This is a genomic window from Paenibacillus sp. 7541, from assembly GCF_002276395.1.
In the GTDB taxonomy this organism is placed as follows: domain Bacteria; phylum Bacillota; class Bacilli; order Paenibacillales; family Paenibacillaceae; genus Paenibacillus_AQ; species Paenibacillus_AQ campinasensis.
This window is the reverse complement of sequence record NZ_NQLZ01000005.1, coordinates 125,442-147,354: the sequence shown is the minus strand read 5'-3', so window position 1 is coordinate 147,354 and position 21,913 is coordinate 125,442. Positions and strand designations below refer to the sequence as shown.

Below are 21,913 nucleotides of genomic sequence, written 5' to 3'. Positions count from 1 at the left end.
GTATGTAATATCAGGCATTTGCCTACAGTCGCGGCTACATTTATGTTTGTGCGAATAAGCCTTTCATCATGTCAAGCCGCTGGCCCTGGCCCTAGTCTGGCTCCCTTCATTTAATCCGGTGACAACGTCCCGGCCGTTTGAGCATAAGCCTCATTATATTCCCGGATAATTCTCTCCCCGCCTTGCTGCAGCCACCGCTCCACCTCCGCCTGGAACCCGGCTTCATCCAGCATCCCGATCATAAATTGGTACGTAGCATCCCGGATGATCTCCTGCAGCCGGACGCCAATCTCGCTATCCAGCGGAGACTCCAGTGGATCTGTCGGATCATATATCAAGAATTGTTCATTATCATAGATTAACCGTTCCGCTTTCTCCTTGACTTCGTTCAGGGTAATCGGCTGCAGCATGCCCGGAATGGTGCTGAAGCCTCCGATCATGAGCGACTGATACGGCTTTACTTCCTTCTCCTTTAACCAATGGGAGTCCACGGCCATCGCCTTCCCTTCCCGAATAGTATAGTGCTCCTCCTTCACTCCCCAGTAGATCAGATTGGCCAGTTCCGGACTCATCAGCTGGTCATAAAAAGATAGTACCTGCCTCAGCTCTTCCTCGGTAGCGATGGCGGATTTAGGGAACAGCACGACCGTTCCGTAGCCTTGATTCGCCCAGATGCCATATCCCTCAGGCCCGAGAATCCGGTTATGAACATCCAGCACAGCGCTGGGATCATGCTGCTTCAACTTGGATTCCAGGGTGATGACATCCCCCATCGCTCCAACGTATACACCGGCCTTTCCCTTCACAAAGAGCTCCTGTTGATCCTGCTTGCTGGTCACCGGGAAATTCGGATTAATGATCCCCTCCTCATGCAGCTGACGGAACAACTTCATCGTCTCCATATACTGCGGAAACATAAACTCCGGCAGCAATGAACCGTCCTTCCAGCCCCAATCATTCGGAGTGCCAAAGTATGATGAAATCGTCTTGAATGCCCCGTAGATCAGGTCATTCCGATCCGTTAGGCCATAGGTATCCTGCTTGCCATTGCCGTCCGGGTCATCAAATGTAAACCCTTTCAACATGAGGTATAGCTCATCAAGCGTCGTCGGCGCTTGAAGTCCCAAGCGATCGGCCCAGTCCTTGCGGTAAATGATTCCCTGCCTCGACAAAGCCCGTTCCTGATACAAGCTGTATAGCTTGCCGTCCACCGAGGTGTTGTTCAGCACTTCCGGCTTCAGCCTCGATAAATTCGGATATTCAGGAATGAACGGCCCAATCTCCCAAAACAAGCCCGCTCGAATTTCATCACGAAAAAACGGCAGCGAGGCCGCATTTTTCAAATAGAGTGCTTTCGGAAGCGTGCCTGTCGTCAGCGACGCATATACCTTTTCATCGTAGATCCCGTCCGGAACCCACTGCACGTTAAGCTCGGTGCCGGTATGTTCCTCGATCATCTGTTTGATCTTATTGGATGGAATCTCCGCTGTATGCAGATTGGCCATAATCGAGATAGACAAGATGTCTCCTCCGGCTGCTTCGGTGCGATTATCCAGCGCCATCGATCGCAACATAAGCAAACACATCACTATTAACACAGCCCCGGACAGTACAATCCATACATTTCCCGATAGACGCCCCTTCATAACAAGCCCACCTCCGCGCTCAAGCATATTTCGCATTATGATTCGAATAACAGCAGACAGTTCCTCGTAAAATCCACAATATCCCAATCCAGTGATTATTCTTTATGAAATGATTATTGAATCATGAGAGCGTTACCAATACAATGATTATACACTTTGTTAAACGGGAAGGTGTACCCTTTGCATCCAAAAAACAGTCTTTATTCCAAAATGATACTGTTCGGCTGCGTCATCAGCATTATTCCGTTGATCGCGCTTGGATTTTTCTCTTTTATGAAATCGTCCGCCTCAGTACAAAGCCATGTGAACAGCAGCAATATCCAGCTTATGAACCAAACGAACAGCAATTTGGAGCAGGTCCTCAAGACCGTAGACTATACACTTAACTATGTTATCAATTCCAATATTTTGCAAGAGGCGCTGTATCGCCCTCTGTCCTACTATGATTTCCAGCTCTACAACAAGCTGAGAGAAGAACTAAGTTTGCTGCAATCACCGGAGACGAAGGTGACGGATGTCATTCTGGCCAACGCCACGATGAACTGGCTCGTCAACAACCGGGGAATGTACGACTTTTATGAATACGCTTCCAGTGATACATTGCTGTCGTTAATGGAATTAAAAAGCAATTCGAACTGGCTCCTTCTCGAAACCGAATCCCTGGGCTCAAGCGACACCCAGAGCTATGCTTGCCCGTATACGATCACGCTTGCGAAGAAAATGCCGCTGTCCTCCTCCGAGGCGCGCGGCATAGCCGTAGCGACTATTCCAAGCTGCAGCCTTGCTGCCATGATGGACAGTCCTTCCGATACGCGGGAGGTTATGGTGCTTGACCATGATTATCGGATCGTCGTTCATCCGGAACCCGGCAAGCTCGGCCGTTACTTGACCGATACCGGCTATGAGCAAGAAGACTTGGAGCGCTTCGACAGCAAGTCGGGGCAGTTCGAGACGAGAATTGACGGCAAGCCGGTGTCCATCACCTATGTTCGTTCCGATTTCAACGGCTGGCTGTACGCCTCCTTAACCGAGATGGCCGCAGTGACTAAGGAATCCCGCTCCATCGGATGGTTTACACTGTACATCTGCCTGGTCATGATCGGCTTCAGCCTGCTTGTTGTGTGGCTCGGCACGCGCAGGATGTATACGCCGATCCGGCATATTTTCGAGAGCATTGTGGAGCGTCTGCCGGAAATTCAGGCGAATAAGAAGAACGAGCTGCAAATTATCGATGAACATATCCGTGACATGTTCCAGTCCAACACGCAGCTTCGCAACGAGCTGCGCCAGCATAGCCAGCAGGTTCGCACCTTCTTCCTGCACAAGCTGTTTCTGGGCAAGATCAATGCTCCCGAGGCGGAAGAGCAGATCGAGCTGTTCGGTTACCGGGAACTGGTATCGAAGTGGGAGCGCATGGCGGTCTTTACCCTCCAGATCGATATGCTGGACGAAACCCGTTATGAACGAAAGGACAGCGACCTGCTGCTGTTTGCCATTCATAACATGATTGAAGAAATTATACCGTCCGAGCACAGGCTCCCGTCGGTCATTATTGATCAAACCCAGGTTACCCTGATCGGGCGCGGCGAGATCACCCTTGAGCAATTCAACGACTATATCTACAAGCTGTCCGAGGAAATTCAGAAAACGACCCGTTCCTTTCTTGATCTGGATGTCAGCATCGGCATCAGCCTGCCGTACAGCAATCTGTTCAAAACTGCGCGCGCTTATCAGGAAGGGCTTGAGGCGCTAAAGCACCGGATCAAGCTTGGCACAGGCGTCATCATTCCTTATCACAGTCTGAACTCCGGGAAACATACCCGCGTGTACTTCTATCCGACTCAGGTGGAGAACGAGCTGATCGACGCGATCAAGCTGGCCGATGAGGAACGCGCGCTGGAGTTGCTTGGACAGTGGCTGTCCGATGTATTTCACAAAGACCGGACTCCGCATGAATATCAAATCTCACTGATCCGGCTGTTGAATGATCTGATGATTGTCATGCAGGAGAGCGGGATTATGCTGGAGCAGGTCCATATCCAGGACGGCTCCCTTGTCGAGGAGCTGCTGAAGCTGTACACAAGCTCCGACATCGAGAGATGGTTCCATACCCGAGTCATTCAGCCGATGGTGAAAGTGTTCCGCGACCGGCAGCAGTCGCAATACCAGAACTTGTCCGAGCAAATGATCGAAATGATCCGCAACGAATTCGACCGCAACATTACACTTGAAGAATGTGCTTCCCGTCTGCACTATAACAATTTTTATCTGAGCAGTGTGTTTAAGAAGGAAACCAATATGTCCTTCAGCGAGTATCTGACCCAGTACCGATTCAAAATGTCAAAAAAATGGCTCGTTGAAACCGATATGCCGATTAAGGAAATTGCCGAGAAGTTAAGCTATAACAATTCCCAGAACTTCATTCGTTCCTTCCGGAAGCTTGAAGGCATGACCCCTGGACAATATCGGAGCAAATACAGGCAAGAAGGGTGAGCGCAGAATATGCAGGTGCGCTCCCCTTCTTCCTTTAAGTCAGCCTCCGCTTCTCCCAGTCCCACGACCCGCCCTCGCTTAGTACGCTGCCTAGCGCGTAGCTCTCGGCTTCTGCCTCGTCAATCTGAGCTGACCAGGGGACACGCCCGTGAGAGACCGCCCCTGGGCCGCTGCTCTCATATTCTACATACGTGACGGTGGCTTCACTTTCGGGTTTGTTCCAGTTGTCCCATCCTTCGCGCCGGATATGCGCCCCCATCCAGCAGCGGATATAAGCGACCTTCGCATCATTGCGCCACGGTCGGCCCAGATAGACACTCTCCGGGGGGGCGTCGCCAATCAGCCTGCAATCTATAAACACGTAGCCGTAGCTTCTACCCTCCGGCGTCGACGCTGCCGTTACCCAGCCGCTGATATGAGGATGAAGCTTAACATTCGCCTGGTTCTCCTCGGTTAGACGATTGCGGGAGTAGATATCGCATGCTGTAAAAACAGCCGTAGCCGAACCGAATATGAAATCAACGTCGCCCTCAATGTAGCAGCGATCATACCACTGCCGGTGAACCGCTCTCCTTGGCTCTCCCTCCCGCGGTCCGCCGAAGCTTCCGCCCTGCAGCGGCTTGTCCGGCAACGGACCGGTGAACAGCGTGTCCTGATGCCCGATAAACCGGCATTCGCGAAAACAGACACGATCCCCGTCCACATAAGCCGCGAGCGCCTGCCCGACCAGCTCGCCCCGCCCCGCATCATTGCGAAAGGTGATATCCTCAGCCACGATATCATCCGCCCCGAATAGAATCGTGTAAGAGTTAAACGTCTTATACTCCGAGCCGTCCGGGAACCGCTTTCTGGCATAGTCATTGTAGGTAATGATTGTGTCATTCGCATGCTCTCCCTTTAAATAAAGAAACGGCTTATCAATATGAACCTTCTCCTTGTACACGCCACGCTTTATCCTGATGACGGTCCAGTTCCCCGCCGATCCCGCCGGCGCCAGGTCAATCGCCTCCTGAACCGTGCGGCAATGCCCGCTCCCATCCTGAGCAACGATAATGCTCCGGCCTTCCTGATTCGATATCCCCATCGATCCTTCCCCCTATCGCCCGCCATATCAAGCACGGCAATCGTATCATCTTCGTACCCTCGTTGCAGGCACTCACCTGCCAAGACGGCCGCGAAACCCTGTATATGCCTTATTGTATAAAACACACCTTATTCCGCCTACAATCCAGCCATTAGATGCTCCTCTCTCCCCTATGATGGCGGGCATATCCCATGTGATGATTATCGGCCTGCCTAACCTTCGTCTGCCCGGTCACGTTTAAGGCACGAACCGGGTGAAACAACGCATCATTTTACCAAAAAAGGTCACGCCTATCCGGTACTCATCCGCTGGGGAAGCCTCTACAATGAAAATAGTTATCTTTTTCACCCTAGTCTGTTTCAATACCAAACCAAAGGAGATCTGCAATTATGATGCGAGAAATGCAAGCTGATATCGTCATTTTGGGCGGCGGAACAGGCGGAACCGCAGCAGCGATAGCTGCAGCAAAATCCGGAAAAACAGTCATTATGACAGAAGAAACTTCCTGGATCGGCGGGCAGCTCACAAGCCAGGCCGTCCCGCCGGATGAACACCCCTGGATTGAATCCTTCGGCTGCACCCGAAGCTACAGACAATTTCGCGATGGCGTGCGCCAGTATTATCGGGATCACTTCCCGATGACGCCTGCGGCAAGAGCTGTGCGGAATCTCAATCCCGGCAGCGGCACCGTCAGCCGCCTATGCCACGAGCCCCGGGCTGCGCTCGCAGTGCTGCATCAAATGCTCGCCCCGTATGTGCATAGCGGCAGGGTACGTATTCTGTACCATACCGCCGTTACGAAGGCTGAAGTTCAAGGGGATCATGTAGAGAGCGTCACGGTCAAGCAGCTGGATACCGGCGATCACATCGCCCTCCACGCACCGTATTTCATCGACGCAACCGAGCTTGGCGATCTGTTGCCGCTGGCAGGCATTGAATATGTGACGGGCGCTGAGTCCATTGCGCAGACCGGAGAGCCCCATGCGGTCGACGGCGAGCCCCTGCCCCAAGACATGCAGGGCTTCACCTACTGTTATGCCGTCGATTATTTCGAAGATGAAGATCATACGATTGCCAAGCCCGACATGTACGATTTTTGGCGCCAGTACAAGCCGGACTTTTGGCCGGACCGGCTGCTTAGCCTCAGGGCGGTGAAGCCGTCTACCAACGAGCCGATCGATTATGAAATCTTTCCGGGATACGGGAGGTTCTCACTGTTTCAATATCGGCAAATTCTGAACCCTGACCATTTTGCAGAAGGGGCATTTGCCAGTCCGGTATCCTTGGTGAACTGGCCGCAGAACGACTACTGGCTCGGGTCGATCATTGATGTTCCGCAGGAGAAGGTGGAGCGGCATCTGTATGAAGCCAAGCAGCTAAGCCTGTCCTTGCTGTACTGGCTGCAGACCGAAGCGCCGCGCCCCGACGGCAAGCAGGGCTACCCGGGACTGCGCCTTCGTCCTGATGTCGTGGGCACCGAGGACGGCCTCGCCATGTACCCGTACATCCGGGAGTCCAGACGAATTCTGGCTGAATTTACCGTCCTTGAGCAGCATGTAGCGACCGACGCTAGACCGAGCGGAGTGGCCGAAACCTTCTTCGATTCCGTCGGCATCGGCTGCTACCGGATTGACCTCCATCCGAGCACAGGCAATCGGCCATACATCGACATATCGTCACTGCCGTTCCAGATTCCGCTTGGCAGCCTGATCCCGAAACGGGTCCGCAATGTGCTCGCAGCCAGCAAGAACATCGGGGTCACCCATATTACGAATGGCTGCTATCGGCTGCATCCGGTGGAGTGGAACATCGGAGAGGCCGCGGGCTACCTGCTCGGATACTGTCTTGACCACAACGCCCTCCCAACCGAGGTCCGCAATGACGAGGAGAAGCTGGCAAACTTTCAGCAAAGGCTGGTTAACGAAGGCATTGAGCTGCAATGGCCATCGCTCCGCCCGGTATAAAACACCAGCAGGCTGAATACAAGACAAAAAGCGATCCAAACCTGGCCAGAATGCCGGTTCGGATCGCTTTTTTCAGTTGCTCTTCCAACGCGGGAGCCGGGGTCAATTGCCCCGGCCCACCCGTGAACATTATTTCGGTATACTCAAACCTTGATTACCGTCCATGTGACCGGTTCAAATACTCTGCCATTTGCAGCATTCTTGTCAGCACTGCGGCCGCTTCGGCCCGGGTCGAGTCCGCTTTCGGCGCAAACAGCTGCCCGGACCGGCCATTCATCAGCCCGGTTTGAACCATCACAGCCACCGCCTCTTCCGACCAGCCCCCGAGACGGTCCCGATCACTAAAGCTTCCCAGCAGAGCATCCTTGTTCCCGAGCTCTACCCGGGTCCCGGCCAGCTCCATTGCGCGAAGCAGCAGCACGCTCATCTGTTCCCTCGTGATCCGGTCGTTCGGACGGAACTCCCCGCTGCTAAAGCCTTCAATCAGCCCGTGCTCCACCGCCGTCTTAACGGGATCGGCATACCAATCGCCCGCCTGCACATCAAGGAATCCGCTCTGGCCCGGCTGCGATTCAAGACCGAGCGCCCGTACGATCATGGCGGTGAACTGGGCTCTTGTGACTGGCTCGTTCGGCCCGAACCGGGATTCCCCGAGGCCTTCGATCAGCTTCTTAGACGCCAGCAGGGTCACATCTTCACGTGCCCAGTGTTCCGTCATGTCGCCAAAGGTCTTCTCATTGGAGACGAGCGTGAATACACCGTTCTTCATGACTCGCAGCAATACGCGTGACTTCCCATCCACTGTATGGAACAGTGCCGGTACGAACACCGCCTGATCCGAACTTGGATGGCTTCTCAATACCGTTGTCGTGGACGCATGAACGACGCGGTCCAGCGTTCGAGAGAACGTAGCAAACATGCCGGAAGGCAGCTCCACCGCAGCGCCGATCTCCCCTTCTTGCTTCCAGTGCAACGCGATCTCGTAAGAGGACTCGAACGCCAGCAGATCTCCAAGCAGCGTTCGGGCTCGCTGCTCCTGTTCCCGAGAAGCCGTGCCGATCCGAATATGCAGATGCTCCGCCTGCCCGGTATTCGTCATCAGCGGCTTCAGTGCCGCAAGCGGAAGCTCGAAACGGCCCAGGGACGATTCGATAGCCACAGCGCCATCTGGCAGCCTGTTCACAGCGTTGCGGAGCCCTTCAGCCGGAAGATCCATTGTGAGCATATCCCCCTCCGCCGCTGTCCCGGCCAATGAATAGGCCAGCACCTGTGCAGCTGGCGACAGCTTGCTCAGCCTCTCGATATCTTCCAGCAGCCGCAACTCATTCACCTCGACATGGATAGCCGTCCGGCCATCCTCATCTGTCCCGCTGCTGATCGTTAACCGTTCCGGCCGGGCAGGTTCCGGCTGCGGGGCACTTCCGGTTCCCCCGTCTGATCCTGCCACGGGGACGCCAGGACTGCCTGGAGATGATCCGCCGTCTCCTGTCGATGTGCGGATGATGTCAAAGGTTTTGCTGTTCGTTTTGTAGCCGTCGACATACACGTCAACCGTGACTGAATTGCTCCCTGTTGCCAGAGGAATGGCAGCGGTAAATCCGCCGTTTGCCGACAGCGCCGCATCGGCTCCGTTCACTTTCACCGCAGCCTGACCTGGGCCGAGCACCTCGACCTGACCCTCAAGCTGGATCTGGCTTTCCCTCGTTTCCCGTCCTTCATCGTCCAGAAGGCCGCTTAACGCAGCAGACCGGACCTGATCGCCAACACTGTAGGCATTCGCCACAAGCTGGCGCAAGGTTCGGATGCCTGAAGGGTCCAGCGCCGAAATGACGAACCCGCCTTGCGGAATGACACTGTTATTCTCCTCCGGTGCTCCCCAGCTCCACCGAATCGCCTGATTTTTGTTCACGACCCGGGTGACAGTGCCCGTATCATCGACAACCACTTCGACTCCGAAGCGATTCGTGCCTGTGGAGTAACCGAAATCCTCGGTCATGACATTCACATTGCCTTCAACCCGGTTGACATTATAGAAGTGCCCTTCCATGAAAGAATCCGGATGCCCCGGCAAGCTCATACCAAGCTGAAAATCCTTCACCCACTCCCGATTCTCCAGCGATGCCTGAACAACGGTCCAGTTCACCTGCGAAGCATCAAACAGCATAAGCCCGTTCGTTGACGAGAGCCCCGCCTGGAACACTTCGCGCTGCACCGCCGGAACCTGCACATTATTCATCGCGATGCCGGCATACAGCGGAATTTCTCCATTGGTTACAATATTGCCGAGGGTAATGTACTTCTGAATTTCCCGGCTCGTCGTCTGGTACGCACCAATCATCAGGAAATCAAGGTACTCGATATATCCGGTATCGTAATACTCCGGTGTATACACCGACTCCTCCGGCATATTGAGCGCAGGGTGGTATCTGAAGTTTTTGCTGCCCCAGTTCACGCCGTTCAGATAATAGGTTTCATACCAGGAGCCGACATAGGAAGAGACTTTGATCTCCCTGCCTTCCCGGGCCTCATACGAATCAACCAGTGACTTCACCTCTGCGAAGAAGCTCTGGATTGTACCGGAGCGGAATTCCCACCACTCTTGAATCAGCGGACCATCGACACGGGCGTTATTCTCATAATAGAAAATATCCTCCGGCCAGTTCTCCAGCTGTTTCCCCCGCTGCTGCAAAAATTGCTCGAACTTGGCCCGCGTAACATCGCTGAAATCAGCCCCTTCATTGTCATAGCGGCCACGATCGTGCACGACGCCGTCAACGTCGTAATTCTTAATGATCTCCTCAAACGTCTTGAGTTGGTACTCCCTCACTTCGTCATGGGACGGATTGACAAAGGCCACCAGCCCTTGTCTGGCACTCTCCCGCAGACGCTTGATCTCGCCGTTATTTTCCGGGAAATAGACCCGCTCCTCCCAGTCCAGATGATCGTTTAGCACCGCATATTCATGATGAGCGATAGAACCCTCGGCAAACACGTTAATCGCAGCGTGAATCTCCAGACCCAATGGGTGTCCGTGGTCGATGAATTCCTGGAGCAGATCAAGATTCGGGCTTGCCCCCGCCTTCTCCGGCGCCTGGATTTCACTGACGTACGGCCGGCCTGTCAGGTCGTTCTTCTTATAAGACACATAGCCTTCTACGCCTTTAACATCAAGCACAACCGAGGTAATGCCGGTATCCTTTGCTTTTTGCAAGAACTGCCGCACATCCTCGCTTGACTGGAATTTGCGCACGTTGGCCGCCTGATCCACCCATAGAATCACTTCTTTATTGGATGAGAAGCCCGGCCTTGCAAAGACAGCAACATACCGCACATCCTGCTCAATGTCATTTTTCAACACTTTGACTTCAATATAGTTGGTGCCGCTAGCGAGTGGATACGTATAGGAAAAAGAACCGTCAGCCTCAAAGGAAACTTCCGTCTCGTCAATCAGCAGCTGGATCGCATCGATGTCATCCATATTATCGATTTTGCCAGAGATGACCGTACTGCCTTCAGTCACGGTGTACATCGGCTCATTGTGAAGCGACAGTCGGGCGATCAGGCCGTTGCCGCTCATCAGATCGCGAACCTGAACGACCTCACCGTTCTTGCGCAGCTTGATCACATCGCCAGCTCGAAAGTTCTCCGCCAGGAATCGTTTAATATAGTGCCCTGTATAGCTGTCATCCTGCGCCATCAGCACATAGCCGCCTTCGGGAATAGCAAGCTCGGTCGGGCCGGTCCACACCGGCGGATTCCCGTTAATGGACGGATTGATAACCTGCAGCACACGATTGTTGGCATCGACCTGAACCGCCACATTAAACTGGGGGATCAGAACGGACGCGCCGTAATCCTGTGTAAACAATGCCACGATATTCGGGACTCCCGTCACGTCCCGGTCAACATAATTCAGTTGAATGCGCGGGCCGTCGATGTCGATGGTGATATCCTTCGGAGCTGCCTCAACCTCGATATAATCCTGATCCTCCAGCGGTTCATATACAACCGTCAGATGGCTCGTCGCCAGCTCATGGCCTGACTCAAAGAGCTTTACAGGGATCACTCTCACTCCCGGCTCCAAATACACGACGTGACGGAACACGCCCTCCGGCGACAGATTAGCCGCCTCGCCATCCACTGTGACGGACAACGCCGAGCTGTCATCAGGCAGATTTGCAATGAATCCGGCCACCTCGATCGCCGGAACGGACACGATCGTATCGTTATGCGTGATCAGATGCAGCTCCGGCCCAACCGTGCCCGGGTCTGGATCAGGATCGGGTTGAGGGCCGGGATCCGGCTGCTGTGGAATAAAATCAGCTGCGGTGACCACCGTTCCTCCCCGCATCAGCTTCACTTGGTCACCAGGCTTGAAGTGCTGGAACAGCTGCTGTTGATAAGCCGACTGCTCCCAGCTCCCCCCAGCCAGCACGACATATCCGCCCGCAGGGATAGGCAGCTGCGTGTCCGGGTCCCAGACGAAAGGCGGGTCGGCATCCGGTCCGGTTACGCTGACCACACTTCCGCTAGCATCCACGGCAACAGCTATATGCTGGGATGGCACCCACACCGCTTCACGGTATACGGCATTGGTGACCCCCGAGCCGCTTGTGTACAGGGCCAAGTAGTCCGGCTTGCCTGCAAGGGCGTCCCCGGCTGCATTAATATCCGTCAGCTGCAGCGGCTGACCGCCACCCTCAGGCACAAAAGTAACCGGCTCCTCCGACGCCCCACCAGGCAGCTCTGACAAAGACGCGCTATCGCCATAGACCGCCGGCGCAGCCGGCAGGAGCATGGATATCAGCAGCGTCAGACAGAGAAGCCGGGACAGCTGCTTTCGAAGCATTCGATTCATAAACAGTACCACCTTTCATCTCATGGATTATGGCTAACACCAGATTGATTTGCAATTAAGTAAACACCTCATTTTTAGATCAATGTAAACAGATTTAGAACAGATTGTCAGATGAAGGGTGTGGAAAAAGCAGCTGCACCATGCAGACTGCTTTTTCACATCCATTTACTTCGAGGATTGAAACCATTCGTTGGCTGCCGCAACCATATCGGCTCCGCCCTCCGCCCTCCACTGGGCGAGGAACTTGTCGTAATCCTCAATTGGCTTCGCTCCGGAAATAAACTGAAGTACATTATCATCAAGCATCGTCGTTAAGCGGAGCAGGTTCTTGGAAACCGCATCGATCGGCGGCGCCGTGGACATCGGATCAACCACGATCAAGCCTTCCGCATTGCTCTGGAACTCTTCAAAATGCGCCTGCAGCACCGGGTCCTTACGAACGCGCGCCTGCCAGTAGATCGGATATTTCTCTTCATCTACACCGGTCAAGAAACTGCTGGCGTTGTTCAAATCATCATTGAATTTAGGAAGAATCGGATAATACTTGCCATCCTTCACTTCATGATGCACGCCCTCTTCCCCGATCGCAATTCCTTTGAAGGTCTCCGGCTCCAGCTTGGCGTTCAGGAAATCCATCGTCGCTTCCTTGTTCTTCGAGGACTTCAGAATCGAGATATACCAGGTTGTATTCGCTTTGGCACCGACTACCGCCTTGCCATCCTTCCCTTTCAGATAAGGCACAACGGCCGTCTTGGCCTCCGGAAAGTTCTTCTCCAATGCTGAAATCGTCGTGCCTGCATTCCACCAGGCCAGTTTATACATGGCGGCATTGCCGCCCGCAAATTTCTCGATGGACTTCTGAGCCGTATTGATCGGCGTTTCGGTGTCCAGCAGGCCTTCTTTATACAGTTTGTTCATATACGTAATGAACTCTACCATCTCCGGCAATTCTGCGCGGTACATCAGCTGGCCGTCCACTTCCTTCCAATCGGTCAGCACCCCGAACGTCGTTGCAATATCTCCGTAGATCGAGTCTTTGCTCATCGTCAGCGGAATGACGTTTTTCTTTTCTTTGATCGTTTTTAATACGTCGTACAGCTCGTCGGTATTGGTCGGAATCGACAGCCCCAGCTCATCCAGCCAGTCCTGACGGACAACCAGCTCTTCACCGATGCTGACGCCGGCTCCCGTTTCCGGAATTCCATAGATCTTGCCGTCAATCATCGCGCTGCCAAAAGACTCCGGCTTGATGGACTGCTTGATATAATTGCCATGCGACTCAATCAAATCATCCAGCGGCTCCAGCGCTCCTGCGGACGCCAGATTGTAGAACTGCGCCGCGTTCAGTTTCACCAGATCGTAATTATCCTTGCTGGACACAAGCAGGTTCAGCTTCTCATCAGCTCCCTCCGCAGGCAGCAGCTCGTATTCCACATTGTATCCAGTTCTTTCCTGAATATATTTCGCCGCAAATTCCGTCTTCGGGTCAAACAAGCCGTACTGCATAATCATGCGCAGATTTGGCTTTTCAGCAGTTTCTCCCCCGGACGCACCTTGTCCTTGCTCCGGCGTAGTCGGCGGTTCATTGGGCTGTTCCGCGGTACTTCCCCCGCCACCGCAACCGGACAGTGCCAGCGTGAATCCGAGCACCGCAGCCAGAATCGAAGATCTCTTAAGCTTGATCATGGATAACCCTCCTTATAATTGAGTAACTAGACCAGCATGAATTCACTCTTAACGGGAAGCATCACCACCTTCGAGAAGTTCAGATGCTGCACATGCTCAATGACCTTTCGCGTGCTGTGATGTTCAGCCTTTGACCGAACCGACCAGCACCCCTTTGACAAAATACTTCTGCAGGAACGGATACACAAGCAGAATCGGAATCGTCGCCAGCAGGATCGACGAGGCTTGGATTGATTGCGGCGTCGTATTGATTGCCGCGTCGATGTTATCCTTCAGAAAGTCGCCGCTTGAGGATACCAGAAGCTCCTTCAGATACAGCTGCATCGGCTTCAGCCCCGGATCGGTAATGTAGATCATGGCCGCGAAGTAATCGTTCCAGAAGGCCACCGCAAAAAACAGTCCGATGGTGGCCATAACCGGAAGCGAGAGCGGGAGGATGACTGACAGCAGGATGCGGATGTTTCCGGCCCCGTCGAGCTTGGCGGACTCCTCGAGCGAATCCGGCAGACCTTCGAAATAGTTTTTGATGATCAGCATGTTGTACACGTTGATCATCGCCGGCAGAAACAGCACCGGGAACGTATTGACGAGGTTCAAGTTCTGCATAAGCAGATAGGTCGGGATCAGACCGCCGCTAAACAGCATGGTGAATACAAACATAAGCAGCAGCCATTTGCGCCCGCGCAGCCGGTATTTGGACAGTGGATACGCGGTGAGCGTGGTCACGGTCAAGCTGCAGGCTGTGCCGACAAGCGTCAGCAGCACGGAGTTTTTCAGTGAATTTAAAAACAAGGAATCCTGCAGCACATACCAGTACGTATCAAACTGCAGCCCTACCGGCAGCAAACCGACTCTTCCCGAGATCACCGCCCCCTCGCTGCTTAGCGATTTGGCGATCAGATTGACAAAAGGGAGCAGGGTCGTCAGACCCATCAGAATGAAAAAGGTGTAATTGAATACCGCAAAGCATTTCTCGGAGAAGGACAGCTTGATGACACCTCTGGCTGTGCTGTTCCCCTCCAGCGCTTTTTTGTGATCTTCCATTGAAGTTCCGCCCTTTCTTTACCAGATCCCGCGCTGCAAATATTTTCGGCTCATCGCATTGCCAACAATGACAAGCGTGAAGGAAATGACAGCTTCGAACAGGCCGACCGCGGTTGAAAAGCTGTAATCCTGATTGCCAAGCCCCATCCGGTATACATAAGTGCCGATAACGTCCGACACTTGATAGACGACAGGGTTGTACATGACAAGGATTTGCTCTGTCCCGGCCTCCAGTACGTTGCCAAGCCGCAAAATAAACATCAGAATGATGATCGGCGCAATTCCCGGCAATGTAATATGCCACAGCTGTTTCCAGCGGCCGGCGCCGTCGATTTTGGCTGCTTCATATAGCATCGGGTCAATCATCGTGAAAGCCGCCAGATAGACAATCGTGCTCCATCCGGTCTCCTTCCAGCCCGCAGAGGTGATCAGCACGCTTCGGAAGACGCTGTTGTCGAGGAAGAAGGCAATCGGCTCCATGTTTAAGGACACAAGAACTTTGTTCACGATGCCGCCGTTTGTAGAGAGCAGATCGATGAATAGGCCGCCGACGATTACCCAGGACAGGAAATGCGGCAAATAAATGACGGTCTGCACCGTCCGTTTGAACAGCATGTTTCGCAGTTCATTCAGCATGAGGGCGATAATGATCGGAAGAGGAAACAGAATGATAATTTTAAGAAAGCTGATAATGACCGTATTTCTGAATACCTGGGCGAAGTCCGGGGACGTAAACAATTTCGCAAAGTGCTTCCACCCGACCCACGGACTGTCTGCATAACCGGCAAAAATGTTAAAGTCCTTGAACGCAATCGTGATCCCGTACATCGGGGTATATTTGAAGAGTAAAATGACCAGGATTCCCGGCACGAGCAGCAGATACAGATCCCATTCCTTCCAGATGTCCGACCCCAGGCGGCTCCAGTAGCCCCGCTTTCGGTTCAAGTGTGGGCCCGGTGTCGGTGAGGCCGCTGATGTATCCTGTGGTTCGATTGTTGTTCTCACGAGCTTGTTTCCCCCTTTCGATGTCATTCATCTCTTGTCGTTATTACAAATTGTAATTCGCGCCGCAGACACTGAGTAGGCGAGGATCATTACTATTTATGGTAATCTGATGTTGTGTTGGGGCAGGGGTGTCAGTAATGATGCCATGGAGTTGCGGTCGGTTTGTCACGAGGATGTGATGGTGATGCTTCAACGGAACGACTTAGTTAACACTTCGAATTCAGCTTCCGGATGGATCACAGTTTCAAAATAAAAAGGCCGGGCGAGAAAACGTAACGTTTTCCGTCCAACCTTTTGTGTGACTGCTTTTACAGGAATGCAGCTAATGTCTCCCTTGCCAATGGCCTGGTGGTCCATTGTGATGTAATGTCTGCAATGAGCTTGTAAATTATCGTTCCAAGCCGCTCGTGCGTGAGGGCTTTCACGCGGGGTACCGCGTAAATCGTGTGACGTACGGAATTTTTGCAAGCTTGCCTATAGGCACGAAGGCACTTTAACCTAACTACTCTATTCGTAAGCCGCAGGCGCCTTAAAGTTCAGCGCACGCCCCGTGGCGCCTCCCAGCGGAGCGAACGAATCAATTCCGGAAAAGCGATAGCGGTCGCCTTTGGAGCTGAATTTCTTCCTCGCTTCTATGATTCAGGAAATTCAGCGACAACAGCGATTGGAGGAATGATACGGTCGCAGAGCGCCTACGATTCGCCTCCCAGCGGAGCGAACGAATCGATTCCGGAAAAGCGATAGCGGTCGCCTTTGGAGCTGAATTTCTTCCTTACTTCTATGATTCAGGAAATTCAGCGACAACAGCGGTTGGAGGAATGATACGGTCGCGGAGCGCCTACGATTCGTCACTTACAGCGACAATGCTACGCAAGCACGCCTCTCCGCTCCACGCCCCTCTCCAGCTTGCCACTCACCCCTTGAATTCTCCCGGATTCACCCCCCAATATTTGCGAAACACCTTCGTAAAATAGCTCACATCCCGATACCCGACCAGGCGGGCGGTATCGTAAACCTTCTGTCCCTGCTGCAGCAGGGATTTAGCCCGCTCCATCTTGCGCTCCAGCACATAAGCGGAGAATGCAACTCCCACCTCCTGCTTGAACAGCCGGCTTAAATAGGACGAATTGACATATAACCGGTCCGCTACTGTATGCAGCGTAATCTCCTGGTCCATTTCTTCCTCCAGCAGGTGAAAGATATCCTTGACCAGCTGATTGCTGGATGTTTTTCGCTGCTCGCGCATGAATCTGGCGATATGCCGGACGGTTCGCGTGAGCAGCGACCAGGTCTGCATTTTGGTGCTGAGCAGCCTGACGTTGTGGAAATAGGCGATATCCTCGCCAACGATTTTCTTCAACGTCCAGCCTTGCTTATGAATGACCCGGGTCAGAAATCCGCTGACATACAGGATCGCCTCATGAAATTCATCAGAGGATGCGGAACGCGTGAACACTTCCTCCCACAGCTCTTCCAGCAGTTCCAGCGCTTTCGTCTCGTCGGCGGTTTCCAGGGCAATTTCCAGTGCCTTCTCCAGACTCTGCTGCACGGCAACCGCCATCCCGTGACCGTCCGCTGCCTGCTGCTCGCGATATGGAATCGCAAGATCATGACCGTAGATCACCCGCTCCTGAAGCGCGCGGCAGGCCTGGGCATACAGATGCGGCGCTTCGGCAAGCGTACCGGTACCGGCACAGATGCCTGCACTCGCCGTCACCTTCAGTACCTCCTTCGTCTGGGACAGAAGCTTGGCTACTTCAGCATGAACCCGCAGCATCGCATCTTTCGGATCCCGCTTCTCATCCACAACAAATATGAGCAGCAGCTGGTTGTCTGCATCCGCACAGCCCCAGCAGGCCGGAGCCGGAAGCAGCTCCTGGGCCAGACACTGGACCGTGAACTGCAGCAGCTCCCGGTCTCCTTGGCGAAACCTCGTCTCTTCCTCCGGGATCGGATCGAGATCGACGACGGCTACCGCTATCTGCGCCTCCTTTTTCAGCGGAATGTACAGCTCTTTGCTTTTGGCCAGAACTTCCTGCTCCGCATATTTACCGCCAACCCATTGAATGAAAAAAAGATGCTGCAAGTGAGGCAAGTTGTCCTTCCAGCGCTGCTCCAAGAGCGCCCTGCGCTGCCACTGCTCCAGATCAGCCCGAAGCTGGGCTCTGGCCTCCAGCACCGCCGCAAGTACCTCCTCCTCACCCGCAGGCTTGAGCAAATATTTCGAAACCCCGTACTCAAGCGCATGCTGGGCGAAGGCAAAATTATCATGCCCGCTCAAAATGATCAGCTTCAGCCGATCCAGCTCCTGCCGGTCCTTCAATTCGCGAAGCAAAGTCAATCCGTCCATCTCGGGCATCTGGATATCGAGCAGCATGATGTCCGGCTTCTTGCGGCTTACAAGCTCCAGCGCCTCCAGCCCGCTCGATGCCAGACCGACCACCTCGATGTCATGCTCCTCCCAGGGGATATTGAAGGCAAGGGCATTCCGTAGTCTCGGTTCATCTTCCACAATCATCAAGTTCATCATCTACGACTCCCCCTTGTCTGTATTATACGTTCTCATCCGCAGGGCTTTCCAATCTGCAGCGATCAAGCGGAATGGACAGTGTAACCACCGTACCCTTGCCGGGCTCACTGTTCACGTCGATATCAGCTTCCCGCCCGTAATAGAGCTTCATTCTGCTCAAGACGTTGCGCAAGCCGAACAGGTCTTTAACATGCTCCTCGTCTTGGGAGAGTGCCTGCACACTCCGCGCACCCATCTTGGCAAGCTCCTCCCGAATATAAACGAGCCGCTCCTCCGCGATGCCGGGGCCATTGTCCTCCACGCTGATTTTGACGATGCTGCCCTGCTCGATCCAGCTGCTGATTATCAGGCTTCCGCCCTCGCTTCTTCCCTCCATACCGTGCAGGATGGCATTCTCCACCAGCGGCTGAAGGAGCAGCTTGAGAATCGGAACCCTTCTGCTGTCTTCCGATATTCGGTACGCCACGGTGAAGCTGTCCAGGAAACGAATCTGCTGAATCCGAACATAGTAGTGAAGGTGAATGACGCTTTCCTCAATGGTGAATACCTGCCTGCCTTTATTCAGGCTTAGCCGGAAGAACTTCGACAGATTCATGACCATCTCGCTGATTTCATCGGCATCATAGTTTTTAGCCATCCAATAAATGGAATCCAGCGTGTTATACAGAAAATGAGGATTGATCTGCGACTGTAAAAACTTCAATTCGGTTGTCTTCAGACGCAGCTGCTGTTCATAATGATCTTCGATCAGGTGCTTCTGCACGGCAGCCATTTTGTTAAAGGACTGGATCAGAAATCCGAACTCGTCCCTCCGCTTTGTATCTACATTGACGTTCAGTTCACCGCTGCTCAGTCTCTTCATCCCCCGGGACAGCTTCAGTACAGGAGCGGCAATGCCGCTGTAGACAACCCAGGAGATGATGATCGCCAGCAGAATGCTAAGCGCAATGATGGCATACGTAAACAGCCTGAGCTGATCTGTTTCCTTGTACAGCTCGCTCCTTGGCTGAACCAGGGTTAGCTGCCAGGAGGAGTAATCCGAGGCGGTTGTCACCACCAGATCCCGCCCTGTCACCTCGTCCTCCAGCGTGCTCCCGGTCTCCACAATGACCTCGCCCTTCTCGTTCACCAACGATATTCGGCTGTTCACCGAAGGAAGCAGCGTTTTGATAATATTGAGCAGCTTCGCCTTTTGAAAAGAAACCATGAGCAGATTGGACTGGCGCTCGCTGTTATACAAATCCATGGCCCGGATGAGCGAGATGCTGTCGGTGTTCGTCATCGAGCCGAAGGTATGCCCGCCTGCAACCGGATAATCAGCCATCACGTAGGAGAAGCCTGTTCCGTTATTGCGCGCGGCCTCCACCATCCATTCCTGCTGCGGCTCTCCTGTCAGCTTGCGGCCTCCGGAATTGGTGGATATCAGCATGTTAGAGGCATGGTGATACACAGCAATCTGCGATACGAACCGGTTCACCGAGACCAATTTGGACAGCTGCTCCAACACTTCAGAGAAATCCACAATCGACTGGGGGGATAGCTGCGTGCTGTTTTTGTTAAGCAGTTCGTTGATGCTGGGGTCCCCCGCAATCAGCGTCGATATTTCCTCGACATTTTGCAGTGCCAGATCAAAATGATTCATCGCCGAGGACAACGCCGTTTCCGTCCGCTCGACGGCCTGCTCATACAGGATGTCCCTCGATTTCTCAATAGCAAACAGGCTGACGACCACCAGCGGCAGCAAGATCAGCAGGAAATAGCCGGTTAACCGTGTCTGTATATGTTGTGAGAACCGGTCTGAAATCCAGCGAAACGGCTTCTTCATCACACCACCTCCCCCGAGCCTCTCATCGGCCTGCCTCCTGTCTGGTATACCATTCATTCACTTCCTTCGTGATTTCATCTCCTCCTTCTTGTCTCCACTGCTCCACATAGGTGTCAAATGCATCCAACGGCTCAATGCCCATAATAATTTTGGTAAAGACATCCTCCATTCGGTCCAGCTTCTTACTGTATTTGCTCATGGCAGGGGTAGGCACACCGTAAAAAGCGTTAGGGATAATATGCTGATTGATCATTTCCAGGTTGTTGTATAAATTAAAATCGCCCAATGAATCCAGCCGCTCCTTGAACAATACCGGGTCTGGCACATCAACCAGCGACTGATAAATGCCCCGATATAAATGCTCGTCATGCAGCGCAAAGTCGGTCACCATCACCCCGTTCTCCCATCTCCATATTTCATTTTCGAAGCCGAGCTTTAACGTTTTATAATCACTCACGATAAAATCCAGCATTTTGATAACCTCTGCGGCATGCTCAGATGTGGCCGGAATCACGTTGTAGCCGCGAATCACGTCTTTGCCGTAAACACCGCTGTGCCCCTCGGGTCCGGTAGGGTATTCCAGCATGATCCATTCCGCATTCGGGTCCTTCAGCTTATTCGCCGCGATGGGGCCGCGCGTGTCATACCAGGCTGCAGAGAAGAGTCCCACCTTGCCGTTCTCGATTTTTTCGTGGACGCTGGATTGCAAGTTGAGCGGGAATTCACTGTCCAGCAGATTTTCTTGATACAGGCGATTGAAAAAAGCAAGCGCCTCCTTCGTTTCCGGAAGAATATTTCCATACACCAGCTTACCGTCCCGTTCAAACCAGGTATCCAGCTGTGTGCCAAACGCGCCGAAGAACGGGGAGGAGCGTCCCAGCTTCGAGGTTAGCGTCAGACCGATCGTATCCTGCTGCCCGTTCCCATCGGGATCATCGAGCGTGAAGCCGCGAATAACCTCATAGTAATCTTCCAGTGTGACCGGGGGCGCAAGCTCAAGCCGGTCCAGCCAGTCTTTGCGGACATACATCAATTCAACACCGGTCACTTCGTTCAGGCTTGGCACCGCATAGATGTTGCCGCCATACTTGACCCGATCCCAAACTTCGGCTGGAATTTTCGCCTTCAGATTCGGACCGTATTGATCCAGAAGTTCATCCAGCGGATGCAGTGCCCCGAGCTTGGCATAGTGATCAAACCATACCGGGTCATAGGTATGAAGCATATCCGGCAGATTTCCTGACGACATAATGACGTCCAGCTTTTCGTTATAGACTTCAGGGGGCGGGGTGTTGACCCGGATATCGAGTCCGGTTTGTTCTTCAATATAGTTGAGGTAGCGGTTGTCGTTCTCGTCCATACCGGCGGGAAACGTCATCCCAAGATTGGAGATCACGATATTGATGGGGGATTTCGGCTTGGCGTCCGGGGGATGATCTGGTGTGGGCAAGCGTGGCCCGTCGCATCCTGCGGAAAGGACTATGCCTGCCATCAATAAGAGGAGCAGCATCTGTCTACCCGGAAACCATGGATAACCTTTTCGTTTGACATGCCGATGCCAACTGCCAAGACCTGCTTTGTTGATTCGCATTCGTCTGCTCACTCCCTCCATCTAGTAGAATTAATACTACTACATATTGATTTTTTTGTGAGTAGGATCGATTTATTTTCAGACGGAAAATAAATTTCCGCCAAGTCCACAGCCGCCATCAAAAAAACCGGACCTTGACACAAGGAATTCCCTGGTCAGGTCCGGTTCATATACACGTTAAGTTCAG

General features: G+C 53.3%; 11 protein-coding genes. 2 read left to right on the top strand and 9 right to left on the bottom strand.

The window, feature by feature from the left end; translation table 11 throughout:
- Positions 1-110: 110 nt before the first annotated feature.
- The gene (locus CHH75_RS02910; protein WP_483310906.1) at positions 111-1,586 is read right to left on the bottom strand and encodes an extracellular solute-binding protein; all 1,476 of its coding nucleotides are present in this window, start codon (positions 1,584-1,586) and stop codon (positions 111-113) included.
- 240 nt (positions 1,587-1,826) lie between these two features.
- Between CHH75_RS02910 and CHH75_RS02905 the strand changes: the two genes are divergently transcribed.
- Positions 1,827-4,139: a helix-turn-helix domain-containing protein gene (locus CHH75_RS02905; RefSeq protein WP_230875540.1), complete on the top strand. Its 2,313-nt coding sequence runs from the start codon at positions 1,827-1,829 to the stop codon at positions 4,137-4,139.
- A 34-nt stretch (positions 4,140-4,173) separates the two neighbouring features.
- On the opposite strand, the gene CHH75_RS02900 is transcribed toward CHH75_RS02905, so the two are convergent.
- Complete coding sequence (locus CHH75_RS02900) at positions 4,174-5,223, bottom strand: pectinesterase family protein (RefSeq protein ID WP_095397412.1); 1,050 nt, start codon at positions 5,221-5,223, stop codon at positions 4,174-4,176.
- A gap of 389 nt (positions 5,224-5,612) precedes the next feature.
- On the opposite strand from CHH75_RS02900, the gene CHH75_RS02895 reads away from it, so the two are divergent.
- Complete coding sequence (locus tag CHH75_RS02895) at positions 5,613-7,187, top strand: FAD-dependent oxidoreductase (RefSeq protein ID WP_095397411.1); 1,575 nt, start codon at positions 5,613-5,615, stop codon at positions 7,185-7,187.
- A gap of 154 nt (positions 7,188-7,341) precedes the next feature.
- On the opposite strand, the gene CHH75_RS02890 is transcribed toward CHH75_RS02895, so the two are convergent.
- From CHH75_RS02890 to CHH75_RS02860, 7 genes are all read right to left on the bottom strand, one after another.
- Positions 7,342-12,045, bottom strand: a complete 4,704-nt coding sequence (locus CHH75_RS02890; protein ID WP_095397410.1) for an S-layer homology domain-containing protein — start codon at positions 12,043-12,045, stop codon at positions 7,342-7,344.
- A gap of 165 nt (positions 12,046-12,210) precedes the next feature.
- The gene (locus CHH75_RS02885) at positions 12,211-13,731 is read right to left on the bottom strand and encodes an extracellular solute-binding protein (RefSeq protein ID WP_095397409.1); all 1,521 of its coding nucleotides are present in this window, start codon (positions 13,729-13,731) and stop codon (positions 12,211-12,213) included.
- A gap of 123 nt (positions 13,732-13,854) precedes the next feature.
- Entirely contained in the window at positions 13,855-14,775 is a 921-nt protein-coding gene (locus CHH75_RS02880; protein WP_095263030.1) for a carbohydrate ABC transporter permease, read from the bottom strand.
- 18 nt (positions 14,776-14,793) lie between these two features.
- Positions 14,794-15,780, bottom strand: coding sequence for an ABC transporter permease (locus CHH75_RS02875; protein WP_483310905.1), 987 nt, complete (start codon positions 15,778-15,780; stop codon positions 14,794-14,796).
- A gap of 913 nt (positions 15,781-16,693) precedes the next feature.
- Positions 16,694-18,307: a response regulator transcription factor gene (locus CHH75_RS02870; RefSeq protein WP_095397546.1), complete on the bottom strand. Its 1,614-nt coding sequence runs from the start codon at positions 18,305-18,307 to the stop codon at positions 16,694-16,696.
- 25 nt (positions 18,308-18,332) lie between these two features.
- A complete protein-coding gene (locus CHH75_RS02865; protein ID WP_095263028.1) occupies positions 18,333-20,135 on the bottom strand; it encodes a cache domain-containing sensor histidine kinase in 1,803 nt (600 codons plus the stop codon).
- 22 nt (positions 20,136-20,157) lie between these two features.
- Positions 20,158-21,645, bottom strand: coding sequence for an extracellular solute-binding protein (locus CHH75_RS02860; RefSeq protein ID WP_230875564.1), 1,488 nt, complete (start codon positions 21,643-21,645; stop codon positions 20,158-20,160).
- Positions 21,646-21,913 lie beyond the last annotated feature (268 nt).

Coding starts and splice junctions, on each gene's coding strand:
- CHH75_RS02895 (WP_095397411.1), top strand. CDS start 5,613: ATGATGCGAGAAATGCAAGCTGATATCGTCATTTTGGGCGGCGGAACA.
- CHH75_RS02860 (WP_230875564.1), bottom strand. CDS start 21,645: ATGCTGCTCCTCTTATTGATGGCAGGCATAGTCCTTTCCGCAGGATGC.
- CHH75_RS02880 (WP_095263030.1), bottom strand. CDS start 14,775: ATGGAAGATCACAAAAAAGCGCTGGAGGGGAACAGCACAGCCAGAGGT.
- CHH75_RS02885 (WP_095397409.1), bottom strand. CDS start 13,731: ATGATCAAGCTTAAGAGATCTTCGATTCTGGCTGCGGTGCTCGGATTC.
- CHH75_RS02865 (WP_095263028.1), bottom strand. CDS start 20,135: ATGAAGAAGCCGTTTCGCTGGATTTCAGACCGGTTCTCACAACATATA.
- CHH75_RS02900 (WP_095397412.1), bottom strand. CDS start 5,223: ATGGGGATATCGAATCAGGAAGGCCGGAGCATTATCGTTGCTCAGGAT.
- CHH75_RS02870 (WP_095397546.1), bottom strand. CDS start 18,307: ATGAACTTGATGATTGTGGAAGATGAACCGAGACTACGGAATGCCCTT.
- CHH75_RS02890 (WP_095397410.1), bottom strand. CDS start 12,045: ATGAATCGAATGCTTCGAAAGCAGCTGTCCCGGCTTCTCTGTCTGACG.
- CHH75_RS02910 (WP_483310906.1), bottom strand. CDS start 1,586: ATGTGTTTGCTTATGTTGCGATCGATGGCGCTGGATAATCGCACCGAA.